Source organism: Hydrogenophaga sp. (genome assembly GCF_050250835.1).
Lineage (GTDB): Bacteria > Pseudomonadota > Gammaproteobacteria > Burkholderiales > Burkholderiaceae_C > Hydrogenophaga.
Genome location: NZ_JBFWNX010000001.1, coordinates 266,668 through 279,867, shown reverse-complemented (window position 1 = coordinate 279,867; position 13,200 = coordinate 266,668). Strand labels below are relative to the sequence as shown.

The following is a 13,200-nucleotide window of genomic DNA, read 5'->3' as shown; positions in this document are numbered from 1 at the left end:
GCCATGGTACTGCGACCGGGTGACGATTGCATACCTGGAGTACCGAATCAAAGTACCTCCATTGGCATTCTCAAGAGTGCGGCTTCTCTCCAGAATGACCACCAGCCCATCAACCTGGTAAGGAATCGAAACATGGCCCGAATGACTGCGGCGCAAGCCGCCATCTGTGTGCTGGAGAAGGAAGGCGTCTCGCAAGCGTTTGGCGTGCCCGGCGCTGCCATCAATCCTTTCTACGCCGCCATGCGCGAGCGCGGCAGCATCGCCCACATCCTGGCGCGTCACGTGGAAGCCGCATCCCACATGGCCGAGGGCTACACACGCGCCAAGGCAGGGAACATCGGCCTGTGCATCGGCACCAGCGGTCCGGCTGGCACCGACATGATCACCGGCCTGTACTCCGCGCAGGCCGACAGCATCCCCATCCTCTGCGTCACCGGCCAGGCGCCACGCTCGCGGCTCTACAAGGAGGACTTCCAGGCGGTGGACATCGAGAGCATTGCCAAGCCGGTGACCAAATGGGCCGTGACGGTGCGTGAGCCCGCGCTGGTGCCGCGCGTGTTCCAGCAGGCTTTTCACCTCATGCGCTCGGGCCGCCCCGGGCCGGTGCTTATCGACCTGCCGTTCGACGTGCAGATGGCGCAGATCGAGTTCGATCCCGACACCTACGAACCGTTGCCGGTCTACAAGCCGCAGGCCAGCCGCAAGCAGGTCGAGAAGGCGCTGGACATGCTGGTGGCCAGCACCAAGCCGCTCATCGTGGCCGGAGGCGGCATCGTCAACGCCGATGCGGCCGACCTGCTGGTGGAATTCGCCGAGATCACCGGTGTACCGGTGATCCCCACGCTCATGGGCTGGGGCACCATCCCCGACGACCACCCGCTCATGGCCGGCATGGTGGGCCTGCAGACCAGCCACCGCTATGGCAACGCGACGATGCTGGCCAGCGATTTCGTGCTGGGCATCGGCAACCGCTGGGCCAACCGCCACACCGGCTCGGTCGAGACCTACACCCAAGGCCGCAAGTTCGTGCACGTGGACATCGAGCCCACGCAGATTGGCCGCGTGTTCGAGCCCGACTTCGGCATCGTCTCGGACGCGAAGTCTGCGCTGGAGCTCTTCGTGCAGGTGGCGCGCGAGCGCAAGGCTGCCGGCCACTGGCCGAGCTACGCCAACTGGGCCGGCCGCTGCGCCGAGCGCAAGCGCCTCATGCTGCGCCAGACGCACTTCGAGCAGATTCCCATGAAGCCACACCGCGTGTACGAAGAGATGAACCAGGTGTTCGGGCGCGACACGGTGTACGTGAGCACCATCGGCCTTTCGCAGATCGCCGGGGCGCAGTTCCTGCACGTGTATGGGCCGCGCCAGTGGATCAACTGTGGCCAGGCCGGGCCGCTGGGCTGGACGCTGCCGGCAGCGCTGGGCGTGGTCGCTTCGGATCCAGCGAAAAACGTGGTGGCGCTCTCGGGCGACTACGACTTCCAGTTCCTGATCGAAGAACTCGCCGTGGGTGCGCAGTTCCGCCTGCCGTATGTGCATGTGCTGGTGAACAACTCTTACCTCGGCCTCATCCGCCAGAGCCAGCGCGGTTTCGACATGGACTACTGCGTGCAACTCGCCTTCGAGAACCAGAACATGGACGACGAAGCCGGCGAACTGCGCGGCTACGGGGTGGACCACGTGGCGGTGGTCGAAGGCCTTGGCTGCAAGGCCTTGCGCGTGACCGATCCCGAGAAGCTGCAAGACGCGTTCCGCCAGGCGCAACATTTGGCCGCGCACCACCGTGTGCCGGTGGTCGTGGAATGCATACTCGAACGCGTCACCAACATCGCCATGGGTACGGAGATCGACAAGATCAACGAGTTCGAAGCGATCGACTGTCGCGCGCCACAAGGCCTCGAGACCGTCGGACTGCTCGATTGAACGACAAGGAGCCGAAGACATGCCGAAGTTCGCCGCCAACCTCTCCATGCTCTGGAACGAGCTGCCGTTCCTGGACCGCTTCGAAGCCGCCGCGCGCGCCGGATTCAAGGCCGTGGAGTTTCTGTTTCCCTACGACTTCATGGCTGAGGAGATTGGCCAACGCCTGAAACAGCACCGCCTGAAACTGGTGCTGCACAACATGCCGCCTGGCAACTGGGCTGCGGGCGAACGCGGCAGGGCTTGCTGGCCGGGCCATGAGGAGGAGTTCATCGCCAACGTGACGATGGCGCTGAAGTACGCCACCGCCCTCGGCACGCCGAATCTGCACTGCATGGCCGGCATCGCGCCCTCGGGCGTGAGCGAAAGCCAGGCACGCGCCACGCTGGTGAGCAATCTGCGTTTTGCAGCCCAAGCCGCGAAGCAGCAGGGTGTGCGTCTGCTGCTCGAGCCCATCAACCACTTCGATATGCCCGGCTTCGTCGTGAACCGGCCGCGCCAGGCCATTGACCTCATGGACGAAGTCGGCTCGGACAACCTCTTCCTGCAGTACGACATCTACCACGCGCAGCGCATGGAAGGCGAGCTGGCCAACACCATCCGGGAGCTGCTGCCGCGCATCGCCCACATGCAACTGGCCGACACGCCCGGTCGCCACGAACCAGGCACGGGCGAGATCCACTACCGCTACCTGTTCGACCACATCGACGCGCTGGGATACACCGGCCACATCGGCTGCGAATACAAGCCGCGCGATGCGGGACCGGGAGGCACGGACAAAGGCCTGGCCTGGCTGGCTGCGCACGGACAAACGCTGTAAGGACCCACACGCATGACATCCACCAACGGACTCAAGGTCGGCTTCATCGGCCTGGGCATCATGGGCGCGCCCATGGCGCTGAACCTGATCAAGGCCGGACACACGCTCTTCGTGGCGAGCCGGGGCAAGATTCCCGCTGATTTCGCGGAGGCTGGCGCCACCCTCTGCACCAACGCCACCGAAGTCGCCAGGCGTGCCGACTTCGTCATCTGCATGGTGCCCGACACGCCGCACGTGGAGGACGTGCTGTTCGGCGAAAACGGGGTGGCCAGGGGCCTGAGCGCGGGCAAGCTCGTGATCGACATGAGCTCCATCAGCCCGATGGCCACCAAGCAGTTTGCGCAGAAGATCAACGCGCTCGGCTGCGAGTATCTGGATGCACCGGTCAGCGGTGGGGAAGTGGGTGCCAGGGCCGCGAGCCTGACCATCATGGTCGGTGGGACGAAGGCCGCCTTCGAGCGCGCGAAGCCGTTATTTGAATCCATGGGCAAGAACATCACCCTCGTGGGCGGCAACGGCGACGGCCAGACCACCAAGGTGGCCAACCAGATCATCGTGGCGCTCAACATCGAGGCGGTGGCCGAAGCCCTGCTGTTCGCCAGCAAGGCAGGCGCCGACCCGGCCAAGGTGCGCGAGGCGCTGATGGGCGGCTTCGCGGCCAGCCGCATCCTGGAGGTGCATGGTGAACGCATGGTCAGGCGCACCTTCAACCCGGGTTTCCGCATCGAGCTTCACCAGAAAGATCTGAACCTGGCACTGCAAGGGGCGAAGGAACTCGGCGTGAGCCTGCCGCACACGGCGAGTGCGGCCCAACTGATGCAAAGCTGCGCAGCCAACGGCATGGCCGCCCTGGATCACTCGGCTCTTTGCCGAAGCCTCGAGTTGATGGCCAAGCACCAGATCGCGTAGCCCGGCCCAGCAACCCCCCCTTCGCCCTGAGCCTGTCGAAGGGCCGTATTCCGATCGTCCTGAGCTTGTCGAAGGGCCTGAGCCTGTCGAAGGGCCGTATTCCGATCGTCCTGAGCTTGTCGAAGGGCCTGAGCTTGTCGAAGGGCCGTATTCCGATCGTCCTGAGCTTGTCGAAGGGCCTGAGCTTGTCGAAGGGCCTGAGCCCGTCGAAGGGCATCCCGCCCAGGTTTCGACAGGTTCAGCCCGAACGGGGGCGGGCACACCGGTCCAGGCGATGGCATGCCAGCACTAAACTTGCCCCATGTCTCAGCCAACCATCCCCAGCCTGACCGACCCACGCGCCCTGCTGCGCCACCTGTACGACGTGGCCGTGAAGCGCGCATTGCCCCTGCACAACACGGCAGACCACCTGCCCAGGCCCCCCAAGGGCCGTACCCTCGTGCTGGGTGCCGGCAAGGCCGGTGGCGCCATGGCGCAGGCCGTGGAAGCGCTCTGGCCCACCGATGCCCCCCTCGGTGGCCTGGTCGTCACCCGTTATCACCACACGCCGCCGCGCCCGGCGGGTGTGCCGCAGCGCATCGAAGTGGTGGAGGCCTCACACCCGGTGCCCGACGCCGCGGGACTCGCAGCCGCCCAGCGCATCCTGCAACTCACCGAAGGCCTCACCGCCGACGACCTTGTGCTCTGCCTCATCTCCGGCGGCGGCTCGGCCTTGCTCACGCTGCCTTGCGATGGCCTCACGCTGGAAGACAAGCAGCGCATCAACCGTCAGCTGCTGGAGAGCGGCGCGCACATTGGCGAGATGAACACCGTGCGCAAGCACCTTTCGCGCATCAAGGGCGGGCGGCTCGCCGCGGCTTGCGCGCCGGCGCGCGTGGTCACGCTCACCATCAGCGACGTGCCCGGCGACGACGTGAGCGTGATCGCCAGCGGCCCCACCGTGGCCGACGCTTCCACCTGCGCCGAGGCACTGGAGATCCTGCGCCGGTATGGCATCGACGTGCCAGCCTCGGTGCGCCTGCAACTGGAGAACGGCGCGCTCGAAACCCCCAAGCCCGGCGACCCGCGCCTGCAAGGCCACGAGGTGCAACTGATTGCCACACCGCAGCAAAGCCTGGAAGCGGCCGCCGAGGCGGCACGCGCCCTGGGGCTGAATGTGCTGCTGCTCAGCGACGAAATCGAAGGTGAGTCGCGCGAGGTGGGCAAGGTGCATGCCGCCCTGGCGCGCTCCACCGCTCTGGGGCGCAGCAGCTTTCAGACACCCTGCGTCATCCTCAGCGGTGGCGAAACCACGGTCACGGTGCGCCCGCGCGCCGAGGGCCAGGCCAGGGGCCGGGGCGGGCGTGCCGGCGAGTTCTGCCTGGGCCTGGCGCAAGCGCTGGGTGGGCAGGCCGGGGTGTGGGCCCTGGCGGCCGATACCGATGGCATCGACGGGGTGGAAGATAATGCGGGCGCGCTGGTCACGCCCGACACGCTCGCTCGGGCCAGCGCACAGGGCCTCAAGGTCACCGACCACCTGGCTCGCAACGACGCTTACGGCTTCTTCCAGCCGATCGGCGATCTGGTCATCACCGGGCCCACGCACACCAACGTGAACGACTTTCGAGCCGTGCTGGTGGTCTGAGCGACCCCGGCCTGCCCCGGGCCGGCGGCGGTGTCCAGCGGCCGGGCGAAGTGTTCCAAAGGAAAAGTGTTTGCGTTTCAGCCATTTCAACCGTTCTCCGCTGGTGCGACAGCTCGCCGCGTGGTGGCCTGTCGAAGCCGATGACTTCCCTCACAGGCGGGACATCGGGGAGCGCCTGGGCGAGTGGCTGAACGTGGCCGATGCGATTGCGCTGCATTCGGCGCACCAGAGCCTGCCCGCGATCAGGACGCTGCGCCGCGCGGGCCCGCCCCCGCATTCGGATGCCGCCCAGGCCGAGTTGCAGCGCGTGCGCGCCACGCTGGCCAAGGCCATCCAAGCCCCGCCCATCCATCCGGTGGAGGCGGCCGACGCCGAATTCGCTCCCCACCACCAGCGCTACCTGGATCAGCAGCGCCGCATGGAAATGGCCATCGACGCCTTTCGTGGCCATCTGCGCCAGATGCTGGCCCAGGCCACGCCCCGGCTGGCGCAGCTCGCGGCACTCGACGCGGTGCTGGACCAGATGCTTGGCGGGCGCGAGCAGAAGTTGCTCGCGGGCGTGCCCGCCTTCCTGAAAGCCCGCTTTCAGCTACTGCGCCAGTCCGATCCCGACGGCTGGCCACCCCATTTCGAACACGACTTCCAGCAGACCCTGCGCGCCGAACTGGAGCTGCGTCTCCAGCCCGTGACGGGTCTGGTCGAAGCGTTGAACCACGACACGAACTGAACACGCACCCATGAGCAGCCCCACCTTGAACCGTTCGTTTCTGATCCTTGCCTTCGTCCTCGGCCTCGTCGCCATCGCCTGGGTGGGCTCGGGTTTTGTGGGCACCAGCGCCATCGCCCTGGCCATGACCGTGCTCATCGGTGCGGTCTACCTGCTCGGCGCACAGGAGATCCGGCGCTTTCGCGCGGTCACCGCATCGCTCGCCCAGGCGCTGAACCATGTACCCCAGCCGCTGGAGCGCCTGGACGACTGGCTTGCAAGCGTGCCGACCGCCTTGCAGAACGCCGTGCGCCAGCGGGTCCAAGGCGAGCGGGGTGTACTGCCTGGCCTTGCACTCACGCCCTACCTGATTGGCCTGCTGGTGATGCTCGGCATGCTCGGCACCTTTCTGGGCATGGTGGTCACCTTCAAGGGCGTGGTGTTCACGCTCGAAGGTTCGGCCGACCTGCAGGCCATCCGCTCGGCGCTGGCCACGCCCATCAAGGGCCTGGGCCTGGCCTTCGGCACCTCGGTGGTGGGCGTGGCGACCTCGGCCATGCTCGGCCTGATGTCTGCCCTGAGCCGGCGCGAACGGCAAGAGGTGGCCCGGCAACTGGACACGCTCACCGCCACCACCTTGCACCCCTTCTCGCTCGCGCACCAGCGGCTGGAAACCTTCAAGGCCTTGCAGCAACAGGCCGGCGCGCTGCCCGCGGTGGTGAACCAGCTGGGCGCGCTGATGGAGCAGATGGAACGCCGTAGCCAGCAACAGGACGAACAACTGCTGGCGCGGCAGGCGCACTTCCACCGCGAAGCGAGCGAGGCGTTCAGCGGCCTGGCCCGTTCGGTGGAGCAATCGCTCAAAGAGAGCCTGGCCGCCAGCGCCCGCGCGGCCGGCGAAAGCCTGCAGCCCGTGGTGACCAGCGCCATGAACGCCATCACGCAGGACACCACCCGCCAGCACCAGCGCGTGAACGACGCGGTGCAGGCACAGATGGCAAGCCTGACCGAGCGTCTGGAGGAGCGACAGGCCGCCTGGGCCGCCTCCCTTCAGACCCTGGCCACCACGCTGCAAGGCGAATGGAAACAGGCTGGCGCGCAGACCTTGCAGCAACAACAGGCGGCCAACGACCAGTTGGCCCAGACCGCCACCCTCTGGCGCAACGAACTCGCCACCTTGCGCAGCGAAGAATCCGCACGCGGCGAAGCGGTCATGCAACGCCTGCTGCACACCGCCGCAGAAGCGCCCCGGGCCGCCGCCCAGGTGATGACGCAACTGCGCAGCGAGATGAGCGCGCTCACCGAGCGCGACAACCGCGCGCTGCAGGAACGCACCGCGCTGATGAGCGAGATCGACGGCCTGCTCAAGAGCGTGGAGCAGGCCACCGGCGAGCAACGCCTGGCCATCGAATCGCTCGTCACATCGGCCGGCGCCGTGCTCGAACAGGTGGGCCGCCAGTTTGCCGAAACCGTGGGCGCGCAGGCCGTGCGGGCTGAAGACATGGCTGCGCAGGTCAAGGGCAGCACCATCGAGCTTGCCAGCCTGGGCGAAGCGTTTGGGCACGGCGTGCAAGGCTTCAGCTCCACCAACGAAAAACTCATTGCGAGCCTGCAAGGCATCGAGGCCGCCGTGAGCCAGTCGATCGCCCGCAGCGACGAACAGCTCGCCTACTACGTGGCCCAGGCCCGCGAAGTGATTGACCTCAGCATCACCTCGCAGCAAGGGATTCTGGAAGACCTGCGGCGCCTGCGCAGTGCCGAACCCGTGGCCAGGGCCGAGAAGAAAGCCGTCGCATGATGACCGGCCTGGACGACCGCCTCCTCGACGACGACGAAGCTACCGACCGCACCGCGCCGGTGTGGGCCGTGTTCGGCGATCTCATGTCCGGCCTGGTCGGCGCCTTCGTGCTCATCCTGGTGGGGGTGCTCGTGGTGCAGATGGACCTGGTGGCCAGCCTGCAGGCCGAGGTGCAGAAACGCCAGCAGGAAGAACAGCGCCGCATGGCGCTGGAAAAAGCGCTCGCCATTCCCCTGCAGAACGGCCGCGTGACGCTGGACAACGGGCGCATCGGGATCAGCGGGAGCGTGCTGTTCGCCTTGAACTCCGACGAACTCCGCCCCGAAGGCCGGCTGATTCTGCAGAGCCTGGTGCCGCCGCTGCAGGTGTACCTGGGCGAACGCGACGAGATGCTGATGGTCAGCGGCTTCACCGACGACCGCCCTGTGCAGGCCACCAACCAGCGCTTTGCCGACAACCTCGAACTCTCCGCCCAGCGCGCCCTCACCGTCACCCGCGCCCTGATCCAGGAAGGCATGCCACCCCAGCGCGTCTTCAGCGCCGCGTTCGGCGCCGAACAACCCGTGGCCTCCAACACCGATGAAAAAGGCCGTGCGCTCAACCGAAGGGTGGAAATGGCACCGGTGCCCAAGGCCACCCCATCGAAGGCCCCGCCCCGTGAGTGACGTTCGCCCTGAGCCCAGACCCCGTTCTCCCCTCGCCGAGCTCAACCATCACATCGCCCAGGTCGCACCCGCACGAAGCGAGCTCAAGAGCGTCCAGGCCTTCCGTGAATCCTGGGCCCGCTTCGCCACCGAAGACCAGGTGACCGAAGCCGTGCAGCGCGGCCCCGAGAACGCAGGCCCGCTCAATTCGCACATGCTGGTGCTGCGCACGCTGGGGCTGCTGCGCGAACTCTCGCCGGACTACCTGCGGCGTTTTGTGGCGCACGCCGACGCATTGCTGTGGCTGGATCAGGCGGGGAGCAGGCTCAAGCAGCCATCGGGAAACCCCAGGGCAGCGCGCAGGAAGCGATGAGCGTGGCCCGCCCTGCTCGACGCGGGCGATGAAGCGTTCCAGGGTTTCGGTGAAGGGCATGGCGTACCTCGCCCATCGTCGTCCGGATCGCCGTGCCCAACGGCCCCCGGTTGACGAATCCCCTGAGCGTGCATCGCCGCGGCGAGCGGTAGATACTCCCGGCCATGAGCAAATATTTCGCAGCGTACGCTGGCACCCTGATCGTCATGATCGTGCTGGACCTGATCTGGCTCGGCGTGATTGCCAAACCGATGTACCAGCAGGGCATCGGGCATCTGATGTCGGAGCGGCCCAACATCGCGGTGGCGGTGGCCTTCTATGCGCTGTATGCCGCTGGTGTGGTGCTGTTTGGCGTGTCGCCGCAGTCCGGCGGCCACGAATGGGGCCACACGCTGCTCATGGCCGCGCTGTTCGGCTTTTTTGCCTACGCGACCTACGACCTCACCAACCTCGCCACACTGCGCGACTGGCCTTGGCAGCTTTCGCTGATCGACATCGCCTGGGGCACTTTCGTGAGCGGGGCGGCGGCGGCGGGCGGCAAGCTGGTCATGGACTGGGTGCCCGCGGCTTGACGCCACCGCGCATGCCGCGCCGCCCGCGATGGTTCGAGCCAGCGGTGCGTTGATCCGTGACACCCGCGACGCCTCATTGGGCGCCCAGCAGGGGGGGACCGCGCCGGCCTTCTGCACCATCGAAAGGCCCCTGTGCCGCGCTCGGCCTTCAGCGTCTCGGGCGGCGCACCGCGCGCACCTTGCCGCTGGGCCCCCCGCCGGCATAGAACAGGTCGGCCCCATCGGACTCGAGCCCGCTCACACCCGCTCCTGCCGGCATCTCCAGCCGTTCGAGCAGCTCGCCGCTGATCGGGTCGATGCGGCGGATGTCGCTTTCGTCGCCTTCCCAGGTGCCATGCCAGAGTTCGCCGTCGACCCAGGTCACGCCAGTGACGAAGCGGTTGGACTCGATGGTGCGCCGGATCGCACCGGTGGCTGGGTCGATCTGGTGAATGGTGCGGTTGCGGTACTGGCCCACCCACAGGCTGCCTTCGGCCCAGGCGAGTCCGGAGTCAGCGCCCTGGCCTGGGGCAGGAATGGTGGCGAGGATCTGGCCCGTCGAGGGGTCGATCTTGTCGATGCGCTGCTCGGCAATCTGGTAGAGGTGCGTGCCGTCAAAGGCGGTGCCGGCGTCGCCCACGCAGGTCAGCGTGCGCGTGGGCTGGCCGCTGGCGGGATCGAAGGCGACGAGGGTGGTGCCCGTGGCGACCCAGACGCGCTGGCCGTCGAAGGTGACGCCATGGGCGAGTTCCGTGTCGGCGAAGGGGCCGTACTCCCGGACGATTTCGGCGGCGCGTGCCTTGGCGCGCGGATTGGCTTGGAGGGTGGTGCTGGTGGTGTCGGGCATGTGGGCTCCTGTGGGTTGGCCTCGGAACGAAGCCATGGCGCCACTCTAGGCAATCGGTGGCACAGCGGGGAGTAACAAGATCGTCGTGAATTCCGTGAAGGGTGGCGCCTGCCAGCGGCGCGCCCTGGCCTGCCCGATGGCGCGAACCCGGCCGGCGGCTTCGAGTTCGGCCAGCGCGCGCTGCACCGTGCGTTGACTGGAACCCAGCGCGAGGGCCAGGGCGGAGGTCGACCAGGCCGCGCCGTCCGAGAGCAGCGCCACCACCGACGCCTGTTCACCGTCGATGGGTGGGGCGAGCACGACCACAGGGCGCTCATCGAGAGGCCTCAACGCGAAGCCGCGCGCCGTGGCCTCGATGCCTGCGAGCGTGGCGATGAGCGCACGCAGGCGACCGATCTCGACCCGCAGCCTCGCGCGGTGGGTCTCGTCGGGGCGGCGGGTGCGGAAGGCCTGTGCAATGAGGCTTTCCCGGTCCACATCGCCGGGCCAGGCTTCGGCCAGCGCGCGCGCCAGCGTGAAAAGGACGGGACGGCGGGCCAGTGGCTGCCATTCGGCGCCAGCAGCCAGCCCGCGACGACAGGCATCGACCACCAGCGCATCCGAGGCCATGAGCGCAGCGACCTCATCGAGCAACAGCGTCTGCTCGCCGCCGGTGCCCAGGCACCGGGCGGCCGGGCGGTCAAGGGTGGCACGCGCCTGCGCCACCTCGACCTGCAGCGCAGGCACACCGGCACGCTCGGCGGCCTCGTGGGCCCGGATGAGGGCTGCGCGCGCCGCGCCCACGCGCAGCGATCGCAGCGCGAGTTCGGCCGCGGTGAGTTCGGCCACCGCCGCCAGCAGCGGCAAAAGGCCCTGCGTGTCGATCCGCTCCAGCAAGTTTGCGGCTTCGTCCAGCCGGCCGAGCAACACCAGCCGGCGTGCCGCGATCAGGCGCGCCTGGAGCGCATTGCGGCGATCGCCGTGCGACGCCAGCGTCTGCGCCGCGGCGGCCAGGGTGTTGACGGAGCCCCGAAAGTCGCGCATGGCCATGGCCACCTCGGCTTCGGCGACCGCGCATCGCGCGCGCGCCAGGGTTTCGTGGCTGCCAAACCGGCGGGCCGCGCGCTGCAGCAGTTCGCGAGCACGTGCGTGCTCGCCCAGCTGCGCCATGGCGATGCCACGCAGCGCCAGCGCCGGTGGATCTTCGCGCAGCGCCACATGTTTCAGGGCAGCCAATGCATCGCCAGCGGCCAGTGCGCGGGCAGAGGCGGCGATGAGCGAATCCATGGCCGGCCTTCAGCGCCGCAGCTTGTACCCCGTCTTGAACACCCACCAGATGAAGCCCAGGCAGGTTGCCATGAAGACCAGCGTCATGCCCGTGCTCACGGCAATATGCACGTCGGCCACGCCATAGAAGGCCCAGCGGAAGCCGCTGATGAGGTAGACCACCGGGTTGACCAGCGACACGGTCTGCCACATCGGAGGCAGCATGCTGATGGAGTAGAACGCACCGCCCAGGAATGTGAGCGGTGTGACCACCAGCAGCGGAATCACCTGCAGCTTCTGGAAGCTGTCGGCCCACAGGCCAATGATGAAGCCGAACAGGCTGAAGGTGACGGCGGTGAGCAGCAGGAAACCGACCATCCAGCCCGGGTGGGCGATGTGGTAGGGCACGAACACGCGGGCGGTGATCAGGATGAGCAGGCCCAGCATGACCGACTTGGTTGCCGCCGCCCCCACATAGCCCAGCAGCACCTCGATCCATGAGACCGGCGCCGACAGCAGCTCGTAGATGGTGCCGGACCACTTGGGCATGTAGATGCCGAAGGACGCATTGGAGATGCTCTCGCTCAGGAGCGAGAGCATGACCAGGCCGGGGATGATGAAAGCGCCGTAGGTGACACCGTCAATGTTGCCCATGCGCGAGCCGATGGCGGTGCCAAAGACGATGAAATACAGCGAGGTGGTGAGCACCGGCGCCATGATGCTCTGGGAGATCGTGCGAAAGGTGCGCGCCATCTCGAAACGGTAGATGGCCTTGATGCCGTGGATGTTGAGGCTCATGCCGGGGTCTCCTGCTTCTTGTGGACCAGGCTGACAAAGATATCTTCGAGCGAACTCTCGCTGGATTGCAGGTCCTTGAAATCAATGCCTTGGCCGGCGAGTGTGCGCAGCAGATCGGCGATGCCGGTTTCTTCCTTCTGCGTGTCGAAGGTGTAGGTGAGCGTAAGCCCGTTGCCCGAGAGTTCGAGCGGCCATCCCGCCAGCGCTTCGGGCAGGCTTCGCAGCGTGTGTTGCAGCGTGAGCGTGAGTTGCTTCTTGCCCAGTTTTCGCATGAGCACGTCCTTGTCTTCCACCACGATGAGCTCACCGTGGTTGATCACGCCGATGCGATCGGCCATGTCTTCGGCTTCCTCGATGTAGTGCGTGGTGAGGATGATGGTGGTACCGCCTTCGCGCAGCTTGCGCACCATGCGCCACATGTCGTGCCGCAGCTCCACGTCCACACCCGCGCTGGGTTCGTCCAGAAACAGGATCTTCGGCTCGTGCGAGAGTGCTTTGGCGATCAGCACGCGCCGTTTCATGCCGCCCGAGAGCGTCATGATCTTGTTGTCTTTCTTGTCCCAGAGCGAGAGATCTTTCAGCACCTTTTCGATGTGGGCCGGGTTGGGCGGCTTGCCGAACAGGCCCCGGCTGAAGCTCACCGTGGCCCAGACGGTTTCGAACGCATCGGTGTGCAGTTCCTGGGGCACCAGGCCGATGGCCTCGCGCGCCAGGCGGTAGTCGCGCTCGGTGTCGTGCCCATCGGCCAGCACCACGCCTTCACTGGGCTTGGCAATGCCACAGACGATGCTGATGAGCGTGGTCTTGCCAGCGCCGTTGGGGCCGAGCAGGGCAAAGATTTCGCCCCGGCGGATGTCGAGGTCCACACGCTTGAGCGCCTGGAATCCGCCCGGGTAGGTCTTGCTGACGCCTCGCACGGACACGATGGGGTCGGCGGTGTTGACCGCCTGTAACGATGGGTTCATGGA

13 protein-coding genes are annotated in these 13,200 nt (G+C 67.0%); 9 read left to right on the top strand and 4 right to left on the bottom strand.

What is annotated here, in order from left to right:
- Nucleotides 1-132 precede the first annotated feature (132 nt).
- The 9 genes from gcl (at nucleotide 133) to AB7F11_RS01240 (ending at nucleotide 9,363) form a co-directional block, all read left to right on the top strand.
- Nucleotides 133-1,920, top strand: a complete 1,788-nt coding sequence (gene gcl, locus AB7F11_RS01280; RefSeq protein ID WP_428289883.1) for a glyoxylate carboligase — start codon at nucleotides 133-135, stop codon at nucleotides 1,918-1,920.
- A 19-nt stretch (nucleotides 1,921-1,939) separates the two neighbouring features.
- Entirely contained in the window at nucleotides 1,940-2,737 is a 798-nt protein-coding gene (gene otnI / locus AB7F11_RS01275; RefSeq protein WP_428289884.1) for a 2-oxo-tetronate isomerase, read from the top strand.
- Nucleotides 2,738-2,749: 12 nt separating this feature from the next.
- Complete coding sequence (locus AB7F11_RS01270) at nucleotides 2,750-3,646, top strand: 2-hydroxy-3-oxopropionate reductase (protein WP_428289885.1); 897 nt, start codon at nucleotides 2,750-2,752, stop codon at nucleotides 3,644-3,646.
- A gap of 301 nt (nucleotides 3,647-3,947) precedes the next feature.
- A complete protein-coding gene (locus tag AB7F11_RS01265) occupies nucleotides 3,948-5,270 on the top strand; it encodes a glycerate kinase type-2 family protein (protein WP_428289886.1) in 1,323 nt (440 codons plus the stop codon).
- A gap of 70 nt (nucleotides 5,271-5,340) precedes the next feature.
- Nucleotides 5,341-5,997, top strand: a complete 657-nt coding sequence (locus tag AB7F11_RS01260; protein WP_428289887.1) for a DUF3348 family protein — start codon at nucleotides 5,341-5,343, stop codon at nucleotides 5,995-5,997.
- A 10-nt stretch (nucleotides 5,998-6,007) separates the two neighbouring features.
- Nucleotides 6,008-7,774 (top strand): hypothetical protein, encoded by a 1,767-nt coding sequence (locus AB7F11_RS01255; RefSeq protein WP_428289888.1) that lies wholly within the window; start codon nucleotides 6,008-6,010, stop codon nucleotides 7,772-7,774.
- Nucleotides 7,774-8,439 carry an OmpA family protein gene (locus AB7F11_RS01250; protein WP_428289918.1) on the top strand — a complete coding sequence of 222 codons (666 nt, stop codon included), beginning with the start codon at nucleotides 7,774-7,776 and terminating at the stop codon, nucleotides 8,437-8,439. Before AB7F11_RS01255 ends, AB7F11_RS01250 begins: the two co-directional genes overlap by 1 nt.
- The gene (locus AB7F11_RS01245; RefSeq protein ID WP_428289889.1) at nucleotides 8,432-8,791 is read left to right on the top strand and encodes a DUF2894 domain-containing protein; all 360 of its coding nucleotides are present in this window, start codon (nucleotides 8,432-8,434) and stop codon (nucleotides 8,789-8,791) included. Before AB7F11_RS01250 ends, AB7F11_RS01245 begins: the two co-directional genes overlap by 8 nt.
- A 164-nt stretch (nucleotides 8,792-8,955) precedes the next feature.
- Nucleotides 8,956-9,363 carry a DUF2177 family protein gene (locus AB7F11_RS01240; protein ID WP_428289890.1) on the top strand — a complete coding sequence of 136 codons (408 nt, stop codon included), beginning with the start codon at nucleotides 8,956-8,958 and terminating at the stop codon, nucleotides 9,361-9,363.
- 148 nt (nucleotides 9,364-9,511) lie between these two features.
- Here AB7F11_RS01240 and AB7F11_RS01235 read toward each other — a convergent pair whose 3' ends face one another.
- From AB7F11_RS01235 to AB7F11_RS01220, 4 genes are read right to left on the bottom strand one after another with little or no spacing between them, the layout of a single operon-like run.
- Entirely contained in the window at nucleotides 9,512-10,189 is a 678-nt protein-coding gene (locus AB7F11_RS01235) for a hypothetical protein (RefSeq protein WP_428289891.1), read from the bottom strand.
- Between the two features lie 45 nt (nucleotides 10,190-10,234).
- Nucleotides 10,235-11,455, bottom strand: a complete 1,221-nt coding sequence (locus tag AB7F11_RS01230) for a helix-turn-helix domain-containing protein (protein WP_428289892.1) — start codon at nucleotides 11,453-11,455, stop codon at nucleotides 10,235-10,237.
- A 9-nt stretch (nucleotides 11,456-11,464) separates the two neighbouring features.
- Complete coding sequence (locus tag AB7F11_RS01225; protein ID WP_428289893.1) at nucleotides 11,465-12,232, bottom strand: ABC transporter permease; 768 nt, start codon at nucleotides 12,230-12,232, stop codon at nucleotides 11,465-11,467.
- Nucleotides 12,229-13,197 (bottom strand): ABC transporter ATP-binding protein, encoded by a 969-nt coding sequence (locus tag AB7F11_RS01220; protein ID WP_428289894.1) that lies wholly within the window; start codon nucleotides 13,195-13,197, stop codon nucleotides 12,229-12,231. The genes AB7F11_RS01225 and AB7F11_RS01220 overlap by 4 nt, the downstream gene beginning before the upstream one ends.
- Nucleotides 13,198-13,200 lie beyond the last annotated feature (3 nt).